Below are 17,920 nucleotides of genomic sequence, written 5' to 3' on the forward strand. Positions count from 1 at the left end.
GCTGCTGTTTATCGCTTATTTAATCAGAAACTGTTCCTTATCTTTGTCATTAAGCCATAAGGGAGCACGGCCGCGACCAGTCCAGGTAGCTCCGCTCGCTGGGCCCTTGTATTTGATAGCAACCGGCTCACGCTTCTTAGCGGACTTCGCCTTTCCGGTGCCGCCAAAGTCCGCAAAAGTCAAGCCGTATTCCTTCATAATGTCGGAAATTTTCGCCTTTGCAGCTCATAGTTCGCTTGAGCGGGCTGCTTCGGCCTGCTTCTGAAGCTCAGCAATCTGCGTCTGCAATTCGGAATATGAGGACATTATTTCTCCTGTTCGGAAATTTGAAAGAAACGATAATTTAACACAGTCACTGTGAGACGAGTACAATATCCAACATCGCGGATTGGAACGACGCTAGCATTCGATGAGATGGAAATTTCCAAGATATTGATTTCGGCGTACCATGGAGATGGAATGGCTAAGCCTTTGGACGTACCGCTAACTGCAACGGACCTAAGAATTTTGTTGCGATACAAGACGACTTTGGCCTAGAGCTGCATGCATCGCTACGAGGCGGAACATGGTGGCTCATACACAGACCGTGTCCCCGGTAAGACCCGTCAATACGACCTCCGCGTAGCAATTCATACAACACCGCAACTTCGCCTGTTGCTCTCAATCGAATGCAAGTGCCTGCGTACTTCCACGCCGTTGCTAATCAGCCGAATTCCTCGCGTTGCGAGTGAAAGCCTCAACGAGAAAATGCAACCAGCTGGGAGATACACAAATAGCGACGGCGGGTTGGTCACATTTGTAGGTCCTCGCGCGGCTCGAAGAACTCAATTAAGTAGTCTCTACCCTGCGAATATCTAAGCGGGAAAAGCGACGGCGTTGGTCGGCAAGCTCGGGCCAAATCAATATTCGTCGAAAGATACCGAAATATTCGAAAAATGGAGCCAAGCTCTGGCTTCTGCGGACGACCTGGTCCAAGGCTGCGTTACTCATAATGCGGCAGACCCCATGCCCATACAGACTATCATCCTGCCCATCCTCGTGGTGTCAGATGAGACACTGTGGGTTGTGGACCACGCCGAAAATGGCAATGTTCTCAGCCCCCCGCGACAAGTCGAGACCACCGAATTTTACGTCAACGCACGCTATCAAATCGGTCAAGGGGACACTTACTATGCCATCTCTCACATGCACATTTTCACGAAGAAAGGAATTACTGAATTTTGAACGAATTAAACCCAAGTCTTGAGACCGGATTAAGAGATTGGTAAAAAGGACAAGGCGGAATGATTTAATTCAAACGAAGCGCTCAAGAATAATTAAATCACTTTCAGCGAAAACCTCGGTTCCTCCTGAATGTATATCTGGAGTTGACCAAAATTTGTTTGCCTCAATTTTTCTAAAGATATTTCTCGGAGTGTAATCAATGAACACTCAAGCACAGTGAAATCCCGAATCTTTTTCCTTAAATCTACCACAGTATATAGTTCCGCCAAGTTTGAAGCCCGCATCACGGACGTTCGGGGTTCGAAGGCTACGGTAAATTTCACGAGAGGCGAAATGATGGCGGAGGTCGGCGGGATTGCAATACGGAAATGCAAAACGCCTGAGCGGCTGCTGTGGAGGTGTGACGGTAGCTTGAATGCCATTCCTGGTCTGATTTGGGGTGCTGACTTGGGACTTGGGATTCCAAGCCAAACCGGACGGGCAAAAAGAAAAGCCGTTGACGAATCAACGGCTTATCGGATTTGTGGTGGAGACGGCGGGAATCGAACCCGCGTCCGCAAGCACTCCACAGACAGTTCTACATACTTAGCACTATCATTTAATTTAACCAGTACAACACGGACGTGCACGTTTTGGACTAGCGATTCACCTTAGATTTAGCGCTGATCGAAGTGACCCCTCACAGCGCGAGTCCCTGTAAATGACTCCACAGCTTTTAACGGCCCACCCCAGGGACGAGGTGTTGTGGAGCTAACAGCAATTAAGCTGCCAGTGCGTACGAGTTATCGTTTGCAGTTAAGTTTTTCTGGGTGTATTTACGAGGTAACCAGCCCTCGGTATGCCCTGCTCTGCTTTGCAACCCACGTCGAAACCAGGTCGTCCCCACAGACCTCCATTCTAGCGCACTTTGCCCGTCGACGCATGCCCATTCGGAACCGAGGTCAAACGCCTGTCACAATCGCCCGATATGATGGTTCCAGTTCTCACACAGAACGACCAATTAGCGCCTCCCGGAGGCGGCTACTACCGGCGCCGGCGGTCGGGAAATATACCGGCACCAATTTCCTTCAGTTACAGCATGTGCGCGGCGCGGGCGAATAGCCCCGCCGTCGCCAGCAGGCTGGTAATCATCAGACCTACCAGCCAGCGAAACTGCATATCGCTGCGATCCATCCTCTTGTGACTTTCTGCGCTAAATGCATCGATACGCGCTGTTGTTTCCCGATGGAGATCGAACATGCGAGCGCTTAGAGCTGCGGAACTATCGGATGCTTCCCTACGCGACTGATCGATCCGCGCGAGCGTCTCCTTGTGCAACGCATCCATTCGCAGATGCAATGCGTCTATCCGGGCGTTGGTATCTCTACGTTCTTCTAAAATTCGCTCCGTTGTTTCCTGACGCAACCGGTCAATACGCTCGGTCGTTTCCCGGCGTAACTCGTCGATCCGCGCGTTCACCCCGGCGAAACCTTCGCCGACCTCCCGCCTCAGCATTTGCATCTCGGTTTCCATCCCACGATCCTCGTCGGCGCGATTGCCGTTGTCAAGCACAGCCATTGCAGCAGCCTTGGTCATCGCTCGCTCCCGTGTCTACCCACCAGCCTATGCCTCCTTCACGTTAATCCTTTGACCACGCTCAATCGCCCGCCAAACCAAAGTGTTGCATTGCAGCACAAAAGTCGCTTGCTTCCATCAGGAAAGTAACAATTTCAAACACTTTTTCAATGGGGCGCGAGGTCGCTGCATTAAAATGGGATGTACCAAAACTACTGTTCAGACACCTTTTCATGCCTAACGCCGCCACAATTGACTCCCCCAGCCCCAAGCGACGCGGGCGCCCCCTGAAAGGGGAAAGCGGTGGACTGCGTGCGGAATTGATCGAGAAATCGGCCGAGTTGTTTCGCACCAAAGGTTACGAGAACACCACCGTGCGCGATATCGCCGCCGCCGCCGGCATCCAGGCCGGCAGCTGGTTCTATCATTTCAAGACCAAACAAGACATCCTGGCCGCCATCATGGAGCAAGGCATGGAACGCTCGCTGGCCGAGATCGAGGCCATCGGCAGCCAGCCGCTGCCGCCGTGCGAGATCCTGCGCCAGCTGGTCGAAGCCCATCTGCATACCTTGCTGGCGCCCGACCACCATTACATCGCCGTGCTGCTGTACGAATGGCGCTCGCTCGACGAGCCGTCGCGCTCGCGCGTGGTGGCGTTGAAGGACCGCTACGAGGCCGTGTGGGACCGCGCCATCGCCGAGCTGCACCTGTCCGGCGACTGGGCGATGCCGTCGTCGTTCGACCGCCTGCTGATCTTCGGCGCGCTCAATTGGACCGTGCAATGGTACAAACCCGGCAGCGGCGCCGACGTCAAGGAGCTGGCCCGCCAGGCGATGCGCTTCATCCTGCGCACACCCGCCGCAGTTGAGGCACAATAGGGGCATACTTTCAAAAGGATGCCCATGATTTACGAGATCGCCGAGATATATATCAAGCCGGATGACCACGATGCCTTCCAGGCCGGCGTGGCCGAAGCGGTGCCCTTGTTCAAAGCGGCCACCGGTTGCCTGTCGATGCGCCTCGACCGCGACATCGAAACGCCCGACACCTACCATCTGGTGATCGGCTGGCAGACCCTTGAAAACCATACCGTCGATTTCCGTGGCAGTCCGGCGTTCCAGTCCTGGCGTGGACTGGTCGGCAGCTATTTCGCTACACCACCCAAGGTGGAGCATTTCGAAACCGTGGTGGCCGGCTTCTAAGCCGCGCCCGCCCCGGTCAACCAAGGAGGTCGTCATGACACGCACAATACACCGCAATTTCGAACAGGTGACCGACGCCGAAAGCGCCCGCAGCGCCTTGCTGGCCAAGGGTTTTCCTCCGTCCACCGTGAAGCTGACCAAGCACACGCCGCTGCCGCCGAGCGTGGCCTCCAGCACCGTCGGCAACATCCTCGACGCGCTGACGCCGGGCGGTCCGGCCGCCGCCGCGCACGCGCGCGAACGCAGCGGCGCCATGCTGTCGATCGATATCTACGACGAAGATGAAAGCAGCAACGCCGACGCCATCATGAGCGGCTTCGGCGCCCGACCGGCCTGAACCGGCCCACGCGGCCACAGCCTCCTTGCCCCGCCCTTCCCTCAGGCGCTAAGTTCAGCGATGTTCGTAGGGCGGATCAGGCGGAACGCCGTAATCGGCCAGTGCATGAGCCGTCTAGACGCATGCATTGGCCGATTACGCTGCGCTAATCCGCCCTACCTGGTTTAGATAACGCTTGGCTTAGCGGCCTTGGGCCGCCGGGTGGTGGAACACCTGGCGCAGGTAGGCCAGGAAGGTCTCGTCCTTGCACAGCGTTTTGCCGGGCGAGTCCGACAGCTTGGCCACCGATTGGCCGTTGCAGTTGACCAGCTTCATGACGATGTTGAGCGGCTTGAGGCCGACGTCGTTGGTCAGGTGCGTGCCGATGCCGAAGCCGGTCATGATGCGGTCGGCGAAGTGGCGGTACAACTCGAACGCCTTTTCCAGATTCAGCCCGTCCGAGAACACCAGCCGCTTGGTCTTGGCGTCGATGCGCAGCGCGGCGTAGTGGGCCAGCGCCTTTTCTCCCCACACCACCGGGTCGCCCGAATCGTGGCGCAGCCCATCGAACAGCTTGGCGAAGTACAGGTCGAAATCGTCGAGGAAGGCGTCCATGCCCACCACGTCGGTCAGCGCGACACCCAGGTCGCCCCGGTATTCCTGCACCCACGCCTCCAGCGAGGCTTTCTGGAAGTCGCGCAACCGCACGCCGAAGGCCTGGAACGATTGCATGTATTCGTGCGCCATCGTGCCGATCGGCACCAGGCCGAACTTCATCGCCTGGTAGACGTTGGACGTGCCCTTGAAGTACTCGGGCACCTCGCGCGACAGGCGCTGCACCACCTCGTCATGCCAGGCGCCGGAAAAGCGCCGGCGCGTGCCGAAGTCGGAAAACTCGAACGGGTTGCGGCGCGCCGGCTCGGCGCCGAAGGCCTTGAGCGCGGCGATCTTGGCGCTGAGGCGTTCGCGCCCCTCGGCCAGCGCGGCCGCCTGGTCGAAGCGGCGGAAATATAGTTCGTTGACGATGTAGAGCACGTAGATCTCAAAGCCCATCACGTGCACCTGCGGCCCGGTCGCGCGGATCGCCAGGGTGTCGCCGTCGACGCGCACGTCGATGAATTTGCGCTGGAAGCGGAACACCGTCAGGAAGTCGACGAAGTCGCTTTTGATGTAGCGCAGCGAGCGCAGGAAGTTCAGCTCCTCGTCCGAAAACCCCATCGAGCACAGATGGTCGAGTTCACGCTCGACCGCCTCGTGCAGCTCGGCCAGCGGATAGACCGGCGTGTTGCGGCAGACGAATTCGTATTCGGTGTGCGAGTTCGGATGGCCATGCAGCAGCGCTTGCCACATGGTGAATTTGTATAGATCGGTCTCCAGCAGGCTGCGGACGATAGGCTGACTCATGGACTCTCCAGATTGCATATTGCCATGATCTTACGCCATGCGGGGCCGATGCGTGGATCAGCGCCGTTCCAGCCCGCGCTTATACGCCTCCAGGCTCTCCGTCAGATAGCGCTTGACCGTGCCCTGACGCTTCAGCTGCGCCAGTCCGGCCGCCAGTTGCGGCGCCAGCGCCGCGTGCGCACCGCGCACGTAGGCGTGGCCGGTGGTGCTGCGCACCACGCCGGCCTGGTGCAACGAACCCAGACCGCTGGTGCGGCGTTCGGCGTCGCTGAGGAAAAACATGAAATCGCTGACCGCCTCTTCGACATCGAAGTATAGATCCGTGCGCCCCAGGCGCAACTTCTGCAGGCCCTGGGCGATGGTCTGCACATACGAGTATTCGCCTGCGGCCAGCTCGCGCGACAGCATGTCGCGCAATTCGCTGATGCCGTGCCGGTATTCGCAGCGCAGGCCGCGCGCCCGCACCGCCGGCCAGCTGTCGAACAGCAGTCCAGTGCGCGTCGCATAGGCGGCGAACCGCACGATGTTGTTCGGCTCGGACACCCGCACCAACGCCGGAAACAGGTTTTGATAGTCGAAGGTGCGTCCCAGTTCGCCGTCGGCCTCGCCCGCCAGCACCATCGCCGTGGCGCGCAGCGGGGGCACGTCGATGTAGACGAAGCGTTTTCCCAGGTCTTCAAGCAGGTGGCTGTAAACCCGGATCAGCCATTGCGTGCGCGGATTGTCGAACGGACGCGAAAAGACGAAACGCAACGTGTGCGTCCCGTCGGCCGGGCCGGAGCCAGGGGGCGCGGCGGCCGGGGCGTACGTCAACGGCAACGCGGCGGCCGCCGCCAGCAATTGGCGCCGGGCGATCGTCACGGCCGTCCCCGCCTGTCCGCCGGACCGGTTTCAGCGGGCGGCGTTGGCCAGCAGTTCGGGCAGCACGTCGCCCGCCTGCATCAGCTGCACGCCGCGCGCCCGCATGGCCGCGAGGAAGCCCTGGTACTGCGCCTCGAAGCCGGCGACGGGGCTCATGCAGTCGGTGATCAGCGCCAGCTTGGACGCGGCCCGGTCGCCGAAATGGTCGGCGATATGCTCGACGGTCGCCTTGACGCAGTGGCTGCCGGCCTCCCCCGCCACGTAGATCCAGTCGGCCTCGGCCAGCGTGTTGACGAACTTGGTGTTGAACTGGGTGTCCGGGTCGTCGGCGTAGGGCACCTCGGCCATGACGGCCGAATAGTGCTCGGTCCACGGATTGGAGCCCTTGGCCAGCTTGGCGACGATGCCGAGCGAGGCTTCCTCCCAGGCGCCATAGGCGGCGCGCACGTCGTCATGGACGTTGTTGCCCCAACTGCCGATTTCGCAGTGCACCGGCCACACCATCAGTTGATAGCGTCCGGCGGCCTCCAGTTTGTCGAGATAGTTCAGCGCCAGCGGCAAGGCGGCGGGATGGCGCGGCAGGTATTTTTCGGCGCGCACGTCGTCCGCCGTGATCTGCGTGAACGGCGCCACCGGCGTGCCGTCGCGGGCGATCCAGAACGTCGGGTGGGCGATGTCGAAGCGGTGGTGCGAGTCGAGCGTGATGCTGATCGCCGTCAGGCCGGAGCGGCCACGGTTGATCAGGCCGGCCAGGCGCTGCATGTCCTGGTGCGCGCCGGGCACCGGCAGCGCCGGCGCGCGCGGCTGGCGCGTGGCCGGGTCCAGCGGCAAATAGCCGGCCGGCAAATCGCAAAAGTCGTTTTGCGGATCGATGATCAGCAAATGCAGGTTGCGTTTCATGTGAAGCTCCGTGACGGAATATGCCTTCCATGATACGCAGCAAAGAACAAGCCCCGCAAGCGGGGCTTCGTTCAGCGGCGATTATGTTGCTTATTTAGAGCAGAACTCAGACCAGGATGGCGTTGATATCGGCGCGGCTCTTGGCGATCGCGGCGGCCGCCGCGTCCTCACCCTTGGACACGCCTTCTGCGACGATGAAGGTGATGTCGGTCATGCCCAGGAAGCCGAGGACGGCGCGCAGATAGGTGGTGACGTGGTCGTAGCCGGCCGCAGGACCCTCGCTGTAGACGCCGCCGCTGGCGACGATCACATACACCTTCTTGCCGGTGACGAGCCCTTGCGGACCGTTGGCGCCGTACTGGAACGTGCGGCCGACGCGGGCGACGTGGTCGATCCATGCCTTCAGGCCCGACGGCACCGAGAAGTTGTACATCGGCGCGCCGATGACGATGGTGTCGGCGGCAAACAGCTCGTCGATCAACGTGTCGGAGGTTTTGACCGCGTGGGCCTGGTCGGCATTGCGCTGGTCGGCCGGGGTGAAGAAGGCGCCGACCACTTGTTCGGTCAGGTGCGACACGGGCGTGGCGCCCAGATCGCGCGAGACGATGGTGTCGGACGGATGGGTTTCTTTCCATTTCGCGACGAATTCACCGCCGAGCTGGCGGGTCAGGGAGCCTGGACGAACACTGCTATTGATATGGAGGACGGTTGCCATGCTGTGCTTCCTTTATGAGGTAGGGTTGCACGCATCATAGAACGGGATTAATATCGATGAAATACAGTAAATTTAAATCTTACTGATCGATTTTATCGATATCCAATGATCAACCATCGTATCAACCATCGTATCAACCACAGGCAACCACCATGCGCGACCCCGGCCTTCCCTCCCTCGACCAGCTGCGCGTGTTCATCGCCGTCATCGACCATGGCGGCTTCGCGCACGCGGCGCGGGCGCTGCACCGCACGCAGTCCGTCATCAGCTACACCATCGCCAACCTGGAGGAGCAGCTTAACATCGAACTGCTCGACCGCAGCAAGCGCAAACCGGTGCTGACCGAGGCCGGCAAGGCGCTGCTGGCCGACGCCCGCGCCGTCTCGCTCAAGGTCGACGGCATGCGGGCGCGCGCCAAGGCGCTGTCGGCCGGGTTGGAGGCGGAAGTGTCGCTGGTGGTCGACGTGATGTATTCAACGTGCAAGCTGGTGCGCATTCTGCACGCGTTCCAAAAGGAGTTCCCTACCGTGTCGATGCGGCTGCGCACCGAGGCGCTGGGCGCGGTCACGCAACTGGTCATGGACCGCACCTGCCACATCGGCCTGAGCGCCTGGATGCCCGGCTCGGCCGACACCATCGAGCGCCAAAGCTGCGGTGTGGTGACGATGGTGCCGGTGGTGTCCCCCGACCACCCGCTGGCCCAAATCAAGGGCAAGATCTCCAACGAGGTGCTGCGCGAACACACGCAACTGGTGCTGACCGACCGCAGCACCTTGACCAAGGGGCAGGATTTCGGCGTGGTGGCGCTGCGCGACTGGCGCCTGGGCGACCTCAGCTCCAAGCATGCGCTGCTGCGCAGCGGCATCGGCTGGGGCAATATGCCGGTCGAATTCATCCAATGGGACCTGGACGCGGGACGCCTGGTGCGACTCGAGGTCGCCGAGGGGCCGTCGTTCAGCGCGCCGCTGTACGTGATACGGCGCGGCGACGAGGAGCCGGGGCCGGCCACCCGCTGGGTCATGCAGCAGTTTCTGGACATGGACCGGCGCATCGCCGAGGAATACGGCGGCAAGCTACAACCCACGACGGTGGGAGGGGAGCACGTGCCGATCCACATGCCCTTCCATCAGCGCTCGACCGAAAAGCCGTCCGCCGCGACGACGCCGGCGATCACCGCCGCGCCGGTCAAACAGGCGCCGGCGGCTACTTCACGCCAGCGGCGCTGAGCTTGCGCCGCAGGCGGCTGATTTCCTCGGAAAGGTCGACCACCAGCGCGGCGACATCGTCGTTGGCCTCGAAGTCGCGCTCGATCTGGCACAGGCGGCGCGCCCGCACCAGGTCGGCGCTGGTGAAGCGCCAGCTGACGCAATCCTCCGAGTCGCACTCCATCAGGATGCCGGTGCGCACCCGCTGCACCACCCAGTCGCGCTCGACCGCGCAGGCGCGCGCCAGCTCCTCGAGCGTCAGCGCGGTCTCATCGATCAACACGGCGGTGAGGGGCGACTGCCCCACCGCTGCTTCCATAGCCTGTCCCATAGCTCATCCTCCCGCGCGCGGATTGAACGCCATCTCGCGCGCCATCGTTCGATACAGTTCGCGTGCCTTGTCGGTGTTCGCCGGCGGCAGCACCACTTCCAACAGCAGGTATAAGTCGCCGGCCTCCTTGCCGGGAATGCCGCGTCCGCGCAGGCGCAGCTTGCGGCCGCTTTGCGAGCCGGCCGGCACCGACACGGTGACCTTGCCCGACGGCGTGGCCACCTCGATGTCGGCGCCCAGCGCCAGCTCCCACGGCGCCACCGGCACCGTCTCGAAGACGTCGCGGCCGTCGACGCGGTAGCGCGCATCGGGCCGGAACTGGATTTCCAGATACAAGTCGCCCGGCCCGCCGTCGCCGCGCTGGCCCTGGCCGGCCAGGCGCAACTGCTGTCCGGCCGTCACGCCCTTCGGGATGTTGACGCTGAGCGTGCGCTCGCGCGTGACGATGCGGTCGGCGGCGTCGCGCTCGGCCACCATCATGCTGACGTTGCGCGTGGCGCCCTGGTAGGTGTCGACCAGGTCGATGGTGATCGTGGCGTGGCTGTCGTCGCCGCGCTGCGGCTCGTACGCATACTGCTGGCGCCGGCGTCCGCCCAGGTTGGCGAACAGGTCGGCGAAGAAATCGCTCGAATCGGTGTCGCCGAAGCCGCCGCCCGGGGCGGCGCCGCCCGGATTGCCGGTGCCGCCGCCGAAGCCGCGTCCCCAGTCCGGCGGCGGGCGGAATTCCTGGCCGGCGCGGAACTGGCGACCGCGCCCGAGGTCGTCGTAGGCGGCGCGTTTTTCGGCGTCGCCCAGCACGCCGTAGGCCTCGTTGAGTTCCTGGGTTTTCTTTTGCGCGTCGGCTTCCTTGCTGACGTCCGGATGGTATTTGCGGACCAGCTTGCGGTAAGCCTTTTTGATCTCGTCTTCCGAGGCGGTTTTAGCCACGCCCAGGGTCTGGTAGTAGTCCTTGTATTCCACGTTGCGCTCCACTCTTGCCTGCGTTGGCCGGCGACTTGACTCGACAATGATCGGAAGTTTACCTGCAATCCGCCATCGCCGCCGCCCTTCAGACGGGAGGGCGCGACACGGCCGCCGCAAAAAGTTGCAATTTTATATCTTATTCATTTGGAAACAGATACTATTCCCACTCAAATAAAACTAGGGAGATTAAATGTTTTCATCAAAACTGCACGCGGCTATTTTGGCCATCGCCTTCACCATCGGAGCCGGCGCGGCACACGCCACCACCATCACCTTTGACGAGTTGCCCCTCAGCGACCAGATTGGCATGCCGGTCGGCACGGACTTTGCCACAGGGGGCTACAATTTTAACCTCACGGACGGAGTCGCCTGGATCATGGCGGCGCGCGCCGACGGCGCTCACGCCAGCAACGGGACGACCAGCCTGGACTTGGGCGGCATGGTCACCGTCACCAACATCGCTCACAAAGCATTTTCGCTCGCCAGCCTCGACCTCGCCACGTTTTGGGCCGTGGAAACCAGTACCGTCAAGCTCACCGGCACCGACGTGAGCGGAAATAACATCGTGCAGACCTACACGCTCAGTGGCGCGGGCGGTACAAGTCCGTACGGCCTGACGACGTATAACCTGAGCGGCTTCGACAACCTCACCTCGCTCGTCTTGGAACTCGTCTACAACCAATCCACTGCGACCTACTTCAGCCTGGTCGACAACCTTGTGCTCAACGAGCAGGCCGTTACCGCCGTTCCCGAGCCGGAAACCTGGGCGATGCTCGGTCTGGGCCTGGCGGTGGTCGCCGGACTGGCCCGCCGCAAGCAGGCCTAGGCCTAAAGCACCGTGAGGCGCGCCTCACGGTACATCACTTATCGTACCCGGCGCACCGACGAGATGCGGTCGCCCATGTCGCGCAGGTTGTCGTAGCGGCCCGGCGACAGAACGATGCATTTACCACGGAAATCGGCGTCGTCGCACAGCTGCCATTCACCCTCGCGGATGATCACAGAGCCGGCTTGGTCGTTGAAGTCGAGACGGTCCAGCTTGCGGATATCGTCGCGCAGTTCGACCTCGGCGCCGTTGAAACGGGACTGCGAATACAGCACGATAGGCGCGCCGCCACGGCCACGGCCATTGTCGCCGTGCCGGCCATGACCGCGATCGCCCCGGTCGCCGCGATCGCCGCGATCACCGTCGGCGCCTACCTCGCGCAGCGACGACAGCACATCGTTAAAGCCTTCCAGCTTGCGGTATTCGCCCGGTCCCAGCACGATGCAACGGCCGTCAAAATTGGCGTTCTCGCACAGCTGCCAGCGGCCGGAGCGCACCCGCACGCTCGAGGCGCGGTCATTGAAGCCGTCGGACGACAGATCGGGCACCTGGTCGCGCACGGTGATCGCCGGTCCGCCGAAATTGTCGTGGGTGTAAAGCGTGATTTCGCCGGCCTGGGCGGAGGCGAAGACGACCGGAGCGGCCAGCGCCAGGGCGGCGTTCAGCAAGCGGGGCAGGAATTTTTTCATAGTTTTGACCTGAATAGTTGTTGGGCGACGTCCGGGTGGACCTCTTCTACACATAACGCGCATGTTATAAGTTTCGCATACGCAGCAGTCCAACTAAATTGCAACCAAATGCAATCGTGCGCCGCAGCCGTTAAAATGGCGGGTTCCGTCACATCAGCCTGCCGCCCCGCTCACCTTATGCCCCACTCTTTCACCCTGTCGTCGATCCGCCTCGAAGCCGCCGCGTTGTGGCGCCTGTCCTGGCCCATGCTGATCGGCCAGCTGGCCACCGTCGGCATGGGCGTGGCCGACGTCGCCATGACCGGCCACACCAGCGCCGACGAACTGGCGGCGGTGTCGCTGGGCGCGTCGATCTGGTCGATCATCCTGGTGACCGTCAGCGGCGTCATGATGGCGATCAACAGCATCGTCGCGCACGACGTCGGCGCGGCCGACCTGCGCAAGATCCCGCACACGGTGCGGCAATCGTTATGGAAGGCGCTCGGCGTCGGCCTGGTGGCGGCCGCGCTGGCCAACGTCGCCACCTTGCTGTTCGCCCATCTGTATCTGACGCCGCACGTCCAGCGCCAGGCCGAGCTGTTCGTCCACGTCATCAGCATCGGCCTGCCGCCGTTCGCCGCCTACCGCGCGCTGTACGGCTACAGCACCAGCATCAACCAGACCTTGCCGGTGATGCTGATCGCCATCATGGGCCTGTGCATCAACATCTTCGTCAACTGGCTGCTGGTCTTCGGCAACTGGGGCTTTCCGGCCCTGGGCGGCGTCGGCTGCGCCGTCTCGACCGCGCTGTGCATGTGGATGATGCTGTTCGCCATGCTGGCCTGGATACGCTACGCGCCCGCCTACCGCGCCACCTATCCGTTCACGCACTGGGAATGGCCGCACTGGCCGGAGATCGGCGCGATGCTGCGGCTGGGCGTGCCGATCGGCATCAGCTACTTCGCCGAGGTCAGCGCGTTCGGCGCGGTCAGCCTGCTGGTGGCGCGCTACGGCGTGGTGCAGATCTCGGCGCACCAGATCGCGCTCAACTTCACGTCGCTGGTGTTCATGGTGCCGCTCAGCTTTGGCATCGCGCTGATCACCCGCGTCGGCCAGTCGCTGGGCGAAGGCAATCCACTCAAGGCGCGGTTCGTGGCCTGGGTCGGCGTGTGGATGTCGCTGGCGTTCGCCGTGTTGTCGGCGGCCTTCATCGTCGTGTTCCGCCACCAGATCGCGCGCGCCTATACGTCCGACCCGGCGGTACAGGAACTGTGCGCACACCTGCTGCTGTTCGCCGCGCTGTTCCAGCTGTCCGACTCGACGCAAGTGGCGGCCGCCTGCGCGCTGCGCGGCTACAAGGTGTCGCGCCAGCCGATGCAGATCCAGCTGCTGGCGTTCTGGGGCTTCGCGCTGCCGCTGGGCTGCTGGCTGGGCCTGGCGCCGCAATGGATGCCATGGTCGCCGGCCGAGCCGATGGCGGCGTCGGGTTTCTGGATCGGGCTGGTGGTGGGGCTGACGGTGGCCGCCGTGCTGCTGAGCTGGTCGCTGCGCAACCTGTCGCTGGCGCGCGTGCGCGGCGCCTGAAACAAAGCGATACATAAGGCCGAAGGAAAGACGGTTTTGCGGGATGGATTCAGAACATTGCCATCTCGCCACATAAACACGACTCTGGTATCGTCTTGGATTGCCCACCAAGAGACCTTCCATGCGCTTTATCCTCTGCTTTCTCGCACTGCTGGCCGGCGGCAACGCCGCCGCCGAAAAACTGACCCTGGACCGTATCCATGCCGACCCGTCGCTGAGCGGTCCCGGCGTTCGCAGCCTGAAAGTGTCGCCCGACGGCGCCCGCGTGACCTTCCTGCGCGGCCGCGACGACAACCAGTTCCAGCTCGACCTGTGGGAATACAACCTCAAGGACAAGTCCACGCACCGCCTGGTCGACTCCAAGACCCTGGTGCCGGAAGAGAACCTGTCGGACGCCGAAAAGGCCCGCCGCGAGCGCGCCCGCACCGCCAGCCTCAAGGGCATCCTCAGCTACAGCTGGTCGCCGGACGGCAAGCAATTGCTGGTGCCGATCGCCGGCAATCTGTACCTGATCGACGTCAGCAAGCCCGACGCCGCGCGCATGGTCGCCAGCGGCAACGTGCTCGATCCGAAGATCTCGCCCAAGGGCCGCTACGTCTCCTTCGTGCGCGACCAGAACCTGTTCGTCATCGACCTGAGCACCAACAAGGAACGCCAGCTGACCACCGACGGCAAGGGCACCATCCACAACGGCGAAGCCGAGTTCGTGGCGCAGGAAGAGATGGGCCAGACCAGCGGCTACTACTGGGCGCCGGACGACTCCGCCATCGCCTACAAGCGCTACGACGAGGCCCCGGTGCCGGTGGTCAAGCGCTTTGAAATCTACGCCGACCGCACCGACGTCATCGAGCAGCGCTACCCGGCCGCCGGCGATCCGAACGTGCTGGTGCAGCTGAAGATCGTCTCGCCGACCAGCGGCGAGAGCCGCAACGTCGACCTCGGCGCCGAGCAGGACATCTACCTGGTGCGGGCCGACTGGAGCGCCAACAGCAAGGCCCTGCTGTTCCAGCGCCAGAGCCGCGACCAGAAGAAACTGGAGCTGGTGTCGGTCGACGCCGCCACGTTGGCGCAGCGCGTGCTGATCACCGAGACGTCGCCGACCTGGGTCAGCATCTTCGACGACCTGCGTTTCCTGGGCAACGACAAATTCATTTGGCCATCCGAGCGCAGCGGCCGCAAGCACCTCTACCTGTACGACTTGAACGGCAAGCTGCTGCACCCGATTTCAAGTGGAGAATGGGGCATCGACAAGCTGCTCGCCGTCGACGAAAAAAACGGCCGCGTGTTCGTGCAATCGAACCGCGACGCCGTCATCGACAGCCAGACCTACGCGCTCAAGCTCGACGGCAGCGGCGCCGACAAGCCGACGCGCATCACCGAAGGCGACGGCTGGCACGACTCCTCGTTCTCGCGCAACGGCGAAGTGTTCGTCGACACCTTCTCCGACCCGGACACCCCGCCGCAAGTGAGCATCCGCCGTCCGGACGGCAAGATGATCAGCTGGCTCGAGCACAATGAACTGAACGCCAGCCACCCGTACGGCAAGTACAAGGACGCGCACCTGCGCACCGAATACGGCACCCTGAAGGCCAACGACGGCCAGACCTTGTACTACTCGATGATCAAGCCGAGCGGCTTCAGCCCGGTGAAGAAATATCCGGTCTACCTGTCGACCTACGGCGGCCCGCACGCGCAGCACGTGGCGCGCAAATGGGGCAACCTGTTCGACCAATACATGGCGCAGCAAGGCTTCGTGGTCTGGCGCCTGGACAACCGCGGCTCGTTCCGCCGCGAGCGCGCCTTCACCGACGCCAACTACCTGAACCTGGGCAAGGTCGAGGTCGAAGACCAGCTGACCGGCATCGAATGGCTGGGCAAGCAAAGCTTCGTCGACGCCAAGCGCATCGGCGTATTCGGCTGGAGCTACGGCGGCTTCATGACGTTGCGTCTGTTGGCGCAAGCGTCGGACAAGATCGCCATGGGCGTCTCGGTCGCGCCGGTGACGGACTGGGCGTTGTACGACACCCACTACACCGAGCAGTTCATGAGCACGCCGAAAGCCAACGCCGCAGGTTACGTGTCGGCCGGCGTCTACGCGCACCTGGACGGGCTGAAATCGCCGCTGCTGCTCATGCACGGCATGGCCGACGACAACGTCCTGTTCACCAACACCACACGCATGATCGACGCGCTGGTCAGCCGCAACGTCCGCTTCGAACTGATGACCTACCCTGGCGGCAAGCACGGCATCGCCGGCCGCGCGCCGCAGCGCCACGTCTACGGCAACATCGAAGCCTTCTTCAAAAAGAACCTCATGCCCGACGCAAAATAACCCCTGCGGGGGTCAAGTCTGGCATTCGGACACGAACTGGTCGTTAAGAGAAAGTTGGCGCCTAAAACAAGAGCCCGTGTCCGAATGACAGACTTGACCCCCGGTTTTTTTTGGCAATCGGACACGAATGGGGCGTTAAGAGGAAAGTTGGCGCTTAACACAACAGCCCGTGTCCGAATGTCAGACTTGACCCCCGGGTTTTTTGGGCGGGCTTGAGCGGCCACAAGAGGAGATTTGTTGATTATTCGATAATGCCCGCTGCGGTGCGTTTCGCATCGTTTCACTACTATTCCAGGAGGAATTATGGCTATCGATGTCTATCTGCAAATCGACGGAATTCGGGGCGAGTCGGCCGACGAGAAGCACAAGGATTGGATTGAATGCAAGTCGGTGAGCTGGGCGGTGAGCCAGCCGAAATCGGCTACCGCCTCGACCAGCGGCGGCCATACCGCCGAGCGTTGCGAACACCAGGAGATCACTCTGCTCAAAATGGCCGACCTGGCGTCGCCGGTGTTGCTGCAAACGTGCTCATCCGGTAAGACCATTCCGAAGGCGAAGTTCGAATTCATGCGCGCCGATGGCCAGGGCGAGCGCGTCAAGTACTTCGAAATCGAACTGGAAAATGTGTTGGTCGGTACCGTGTCGCCCAGCGTCCAGGAAGGCGATGTGCTGTCGGAGCAGGTGTCGCTGAAGTTTTCGAAAGTGAAGTGGCGCTACACGCAGCAAAAAATTTCCGGTGGCGCGGGCGGCAATACCGCCGGCGGTTGGGATTTGTCGACCAACCGCATCGCGGCTTGATCCGTCACACGAGCAAACGAAAACAGCCGCTGATGCGGCTGTTTTTTTATGCGGCGAATGATCGCCTGCGATGCGCCCTGGGGCGCGGCGTGGTGCTGTTAGTTGCGGTTGCCTTTGACGACGTCGTCGATCGCTTCCTTGGCATCGCCGACGCCCTTTTGCACTTTGCCTTCGGCTTGCTTGTTCAGGCCCTTGGCCTGCTGTTCGGAGCTGCCCACCAGTTCGCCCGCTTTTTCCTGGATTTTGCCGCCGATGTCTTTCGCCGTACCCTTAACTTGATCCTTGTTCATAATGAACTCCTTTATCGTTGTTGAAGCTACAGGACACACAACTTGGCGCTGTGTGGATGGGTCCACTATAGGCGCCAGCCGCCGGGTGCTCTGTGCGTTCCCGAACGCTGCCAACAATCAAATCTTTCGCCAGACACTGGCCAGCCACGGCTGCTGATCGCGCGGCAATCCGCTGGGCCGATAGTAATGTTGGACGGCACTAAAACCTGCTGCGACAAGGTAACGCTCCCAGGTATCGTAATCGTAGTAACTGCCGTAGCGCGGGCCGTTCCAGCCTTCGCGGTTGTCGCCGCGCGGGTTCGAGCTGAACAAGACACCGCGCGGTTTCAGCGTGGCATGCAGGCGCCGCAATACGTCCGGCAGCGCCGCGCTTGGCACGTGGAACAGCGAGGCGTTGGCGTACACGCCGTCGAAATATTCGGCCGGCAAATCGAGCTGGACGAAGTCCTGTTGCCAGGCCTCGCAGCCGCTGTAGGCGCGCGCCATGTCCACGAAGCGGGCCGAGCCGTCGACGCCGATCGCCTCGTGCCCCATCTCGCGGAAGGTCTTCAAATCGCGGCCCGGACCGCACCCGAGGTCGAGCAGGCGGTACGGCGCCGGCGCCTCGATCGCGTCGAGCAGCGCGGCGATGTTTTGGCTGACATCGTGATCGATGGTGCCGGCGAAAAATTGCTGCGCCGTCAGCTCGTAGTGTTGCAGCGTCTTCTGCGTGATTTCTTCAATGTGATCGGATTCCATGACGCCAGT

At 62.0% G+C, this 17,920-nt stretch carries 20 protein-coding genes and 1 other RNA gene; 9 read left to right on the forward strand and 12 right to left on the reverse strand.

The features are described from left to right. Positions 1-15 precede the first annotated feature (15 nt). Positions 16-198: an H-NS family nucleoid-associated regulatory protein gene (locus tag MRBLMU1_RS04640; protein WP_414646025.1), complete on the reverse strand. Its 183-nt coding sequence runs from the start codon at positions 196-198 to the stop codon at positions 16-18. Positions 199-876: 678 nt separating this feature from the next. Here MRBLMU1_RS04640 and MRBLMU1_RS04645 point away from each other — a divergent pair. Further along, a complete protein-coding gene (locus MRBLMU1_RS04645; RefSeq protein ID WP_363497700.1) occupies positions 877-1,224 on the forward strand; it encodes a hypothetical protein in 348 nt (115 codons plus the stop codon). Positions 1,225-1,748: 524 nt separating this feature from the next. Here the strand turns inward: MRBLMU1_RS04645 and ssrA are convergent. Then, positions 1,749-2,108, reverse strand: a transfer-messenger RNA (tmRNA) gene (gene ssrA / locus MRBLMU1_RS04650). 187 nt (positions 2,109-2,295) lie between these two features. Beyond that, entirely contained in the window at positions 2,296-2,799 is a 504-nt protein-coding gene (locus MRBLMU1_RS04655) for a hypothetical protein (RefSeq protein WP_363497703.1), read from the reverse strand. 212 nt (positions 2,800-3,011) lie between these two features. On the opposite strand from MRBLMU1_RS04655, the gene MRBLMU1_RS04660 reads away from it, so the two are divergent. Genes MRBLMU1_RS04660 through MRBLMU1_RS04670 form a run of 3 tightly spaced genes read left to right on the forward strand, consistent with a single transcriptional unit; the run spans position 3,012 to position 4,317 of the window. Continuing rightward, positions 3,012-3,656: a TetR family transcriptional regulator gene (locus tag MRBLMU1_RS04660; protein WP_363497706.1), complete on the forward strand. Its 645-nt coding sequence runs from the start codon at positions 3,012-3,014 to the stop codon at positions 3,654-3,656. Positions 3,657-3,680: 24 nt separating this feature from the next. Beyond that, positions 3,681-3,980 carry an antibiotic biosynthesis monooxygenase family protein gene (locus MRBLMU1_RS04665; protein WP_315216917.1) on the forward strand — a complete coding sequence of 100 codons (300 nt, stop codon included), beginning with the start codon at positions 3,681-3,683 and terminating at the stop codon, positions 3,978-3,980. A 34-nt stretch (positions 3,981-4,014) separates the two neighbouring features. Continuing rightward, positions 4,015-4,317, forward strand: coding sequence for a hypothetical protein (locus MRBLMU1_RS04670; protein WP_363497709.1), 303 nt, complete (start codon positions 4,015-4,017; stop codon positions 4,315-4,317). 180 nt (positions 4,318-4,497) lie between these two features. On the opposite strand, the gene pncB is transcribed toward MRBLMU1_RS04670, so the two are convergent. The 4 genes from pncB to MRBLMU1_RS04690 all read right to left on the reverse strand — a co-directional run bounded on the left by pncB (position 4,498) and on the right by MRBLMU1_RS04690 (position 8,176). Then, the gene (gene pncB / locus MRBLMU1_RS04675; protein WP_363497712.1) at positions 4,498-5,700 is read right to left on the reverse strand and encodes a nicotinate phosphoribosyltransferase; all 1,203 of its coding nucleotides are present in this window, start codon (positions 5,698-5,700) and stop codon (positions 4,498-4,500) included. 57 nt (positions 5,701-5,757) lie between these two features. Continuing rightward, positions 5,758-6,561 carry a hypothetical protein gene (locus MRBLMU1_RS04680; protein WP_363497715.1) on the reverse strand — a complete coding sequence of 268 codons (804 nt, stop codon included), beginning with the start codon at positions 6,559-6,561 and terminating at the stop codon, positions 5,758-5,760. A gap of 30 nt (positions 6,562-6,591) precedes the next feature. Then, a complete protein-coding gene (locus MRBLMU1_RS04685) occupies positions 6,592-7,461 on the reverse strand; it encodes a cysteine hydrolase (protein ID WP_363497718.1) in 870 nt (289 codons plus the stop codon). 106 nt (positions 7,462-7,567) lie between these two features. After that, positions 7,568-8,176 (reverse strand): FMN-dependent NADH-azoreductase, encoded by a 609-nt coding sequence (locus tag MRBLMU1_RS04690; protein ID WP_363497719.1) that lies wholly within the window; start codon positions 8,174-8,176, stop codon positions 7,568-7,570. A gap of 152 nt (positions 8,177-8,328) precedes the next feature. On the opposite strand from MRBLMU1_RS04690, the gene MRBLMU1_RS04695 reads away from it, so the two are divergent. Then, positions 8,329-9,402, forward strand: a complete 1,074-nt coding sequence (locus MRBLMU1_RS04695; RefSeq protein ID WP_363497722.1) for a LysR family transcriptional regulator — start codon at positions 8,329-8,331, stop codon at positions 9,400-9,402. Here MRBLMU1_RS04695 and MRBLMU1_RS04700 read toward each other — a convergent pair. Both MRBLMU1_RS04700 and MRBLMU1_RS04705 read right to left on the reverse strand, forming a co-directional pair. Then, positions 9,380-9,712, reverse strand: coding sequence for a MerR family transcriptional regulator (locus tag MRBLMU1_RS04700; protein WP_363497725.1), 333 nt, complete (start codon positions 9,710-9,712; stop codon positions 9,380-9,382). The two genes, MRBLMU1_RS04695 and MRBLMU1_RS04700, sit on opposite strands and share 23 nt — an antisense overlap. A 3-nt stretch (positions 9,713-9,715) precedes the next feature. Further along, positions 9,716-10,672, reverse strand: coding sequence for a DnaJ C-terminal domain-containing protein (locus MRBLMU1_RS04705; protein WP_363497728.1), 957 nt, complete (start codon positions 10,670-10,672; stop codon positions 9,716-9,718). Positions 10,673-10,865: 193 nt separating this feature from the next. Here MRBLMU1_RS04705 and MRBLMU1_RS04710 point away from each other — a divergent pair, with 193 nt between their 5' ends. Then, the gene (locus tag MRBLMU1_RS04710; RefSeq protein ID WP_363497731.1) at positions 10,866-11,501 is read left to right on the forward strand and encodes a PEP-CTERM sorting domain-containing protein; all 636 of its coding nucleotides are present in this window, start codon (positions 10,866-10,868) and stop codon (positions 11,499-11,501) included. Positions 11,502-11,539: 38 nt separating this feature from the next. On the opposite strand, the gene MRBLMU1_RS04715 is transcribed toward MRBLMU1_RS04710, so the two are convergent. Then, positions 11,540-12,190 (reverse strand): beta/gamma crystallin-related protein, encoded by a 651-nt coding sequence (locus MRBLMU1_RS04715; protein ID WP_363497733.1) that lies wholly within the window; start codon positions 12,188-12,190, stop codon positions 11,540-11,542. A 177-nt stretch (positions 12,191-12,367) separates the two neighbouring features. Between MRBLMU1_RS04715 and MRBLMU1_RS04720 the strand changes: the two genes are divergently transcribed. From MRBLMU1_RS04720 to MRBLMU1_RS04730, 3 genes are all read left to right on the forward strand, one after another. After that, the gene (locus MRBLMU1_RS04720) at positions 12,368-13,753 is read left to right on the forward strand and encodes an MATE family efflux transporter (RefSeq protein ID WP_363497736.1); all 1,386 of its coding nucleotides are present in this window, start codon (positions 12,368-12,370) and stop codon (positions 13,751-13,753) included. 121 nt (positions 13,754-13,874) lie between these two features. Beyond that, on the forward strand, positions 13,875-16,085 hold the full coding sequence (locus tag MRBLMU1_RS04725) for a S9 family peptidase (protein WP_363497739.1): 2,211 nt from the start codon (positions 13,875-13,877) through the stop codon (positions 16,083-16,085). A gap of 303 nt (positions 16,086-16,388) precedes the next feature. Then, positions 16,389-16,883 (forward strand): Hcp family type VI secretion system effector, encoded by a 495-nt coding sequence (locus MRBLMU1_RS04730; protein WP_363497742.1) that lies wholly within the window; start codon positions 16,389-16,391, stop codon positions 16,881-16,883. A 98-nt stretch (positions 16,884-16,981) separates the two neighbouring features. Here the strand turns inward: MRBLMU1_RS04730 and MRBLMU1_RS04735 are convergent, their stop codons facing one another. Next, a complete protein-coding gene (locus MRBLMU1_RS04735) occupies positions 16,982-17,173 on the reverse strand; it encodes a CsbD family protein (protein WP_363497745.1) in 192 nt (63 codons plus the stop codon). Positions 17,174-17,290: 117 nt separating this feature from the next. Further along, positions 17,291-17,911 (reverse strand): class I SAM-dependent methyltransferase, encoded by a 621-nt coding sequence (locus MRBLMU1_RS04740; protein WP_363497748.1) that lies wholly within the window; start codon positions 17,909-17,911, stop codon positions 17,291-17,293. Between the last annotated feature and the right edge of the window lie 9 nt (positions 17,912-17,920).

It is taken from the genome of Burkholderia sp. LMU1-1-1.1, from assembly GCF_040675865.1.
Taxonomy (GTDB): domain Bacteria; phylum Pseudomonadota; class Gammaproteobacteria; order Burkholderiales; family Burkholderiaceae_D; genus Rugamonas.

Excerpts from the sequence above, each read along its gene's own strand:
- MRBLMU1_RS04640 (WP_414646025.1), bottom strand. The coding sequence starts at position 198 with ATGAAGGAATACGGCTTGACTTTTGCGGACTTTGGCGGCACCGGAAAG.
- MRBLMU1_RS04655 (WP_363497703.1), bottom strand. The coding sequence starts at position 2,799 with ATGACCAAGGCTGCTGCAATGGCTGTGCTTGACAACGGCAATCGCGCC.
- MRBLMU1_RS04660 (WP_363497706.1), top strand. The coding sequence starts at position 3,012 with ATGCCTAACGCCGCCACAATTGACTCCCCCAGCCCCAAGCGACGCGGG.
- MRBLMU1_RS04665 (WP_315216917.1), top strand. The coding sequence starts at position 3,681 with ATGATTTACGAGATCGCCGAGATATATATCAAGCCGGATGACCACGAT.
- MRBLMU1_RS04670 (WP_363497709.1), top strand. The coding sequence starts at position 4,015 with ATGACACGCACAATACACCGCAATTTCGAACAGGTGACCGACGCCGAA.
- pncB (WP_363497712.1), bottom strand. The coding sequence starts at position 5,700 with ATGAGTCAGCCTATCGTCCGCAGCCTGCTGGAGACCGATCTATACAAA.
- MRBLMU1_RS04685 (WP_363497718.1), bottom strand. The coding sequence starts at position 7,461 with ATGAAACGCAACCTGCATTTGCTGATCATCGATCCGCAAAACGACTTT.
- MRBLMU1_RS04690 (WP_363497719.1), bottom strand. The coding sequence starts at position 8,176 with ATGGCAACCGTCCTCCATATCAATAGCAGTGTTCGTCCAGGCTCCCTG.
- MRBLMU1_RS04695 (WP_363497722.1), top strand. The coding sequence starts at position 8,329 with ATGCGCGACCCCGGCCTTCCCTCCCTCGACCAGCTGCGCGTGTTCATC.
- MRBLMU1_RS04700 (WP_363497725.1), bottom strand. The coding sequence starts at position 9,712 with ATGGGACAGGCTATGGAAGCAGCGGTGGGGCAGTCGCCCCTCACCGCC.
- MRBLMU1_RS04710 (WP_363497731.1), top strand. The coding sequence starts at position 10,866 with ATGTTTTCATCAAAACTGCACGCGGCTATTTTGGCCATCGCCTTCACC.
- MRBLMU1_RS04715 (WP_363497733.1), bottom strand. The coding sequence starts at position 12,190 with ATGAAAAAATTCCTGCCCCGCTTGCTGAACGCCGCCCTGGCGCTGGCC.
- MRBLMU1_RS04720 (WP_363497736.1), top strand. The coding sequence starts at position 12,368 with ATGCCCCACTCTTTCACCCTGTCGTCGATCCGCCTCGAAGCCGCCGCG.
- MRBLMU1_RS04725 (WP_363497739.1), top strand. The coding sequence starts at position 13,875 with ATGCGCTTTATCCTCTGCTTTCTCGCACTGCTGGCCGGCGGCAACGCC.
- MRBLMU1_RS04730 (WP_363497742.1), top strand. The coding sequence starts at position 16,389 with ATGGCTATCGATGTCTATCTGCAAATCGACGGAATTCGGGGCGAGTCG.
- MRBLMU1_RS04735 (WP_363497745.1), bottom strand. The coding sequence starts at position 17,173 with ATGAACAAGGATCAAGTTAAGGGTACGGCGAAAGACATCGGCGGCAAA.
- MRBLMU1_RS04740 (WP_363497748.1), bottom strand. The coding sequence starts at position 17,911 with ATGGAATCCGATCACATTGAAGAAATCACGCAGAAGACGCTGCAACAC.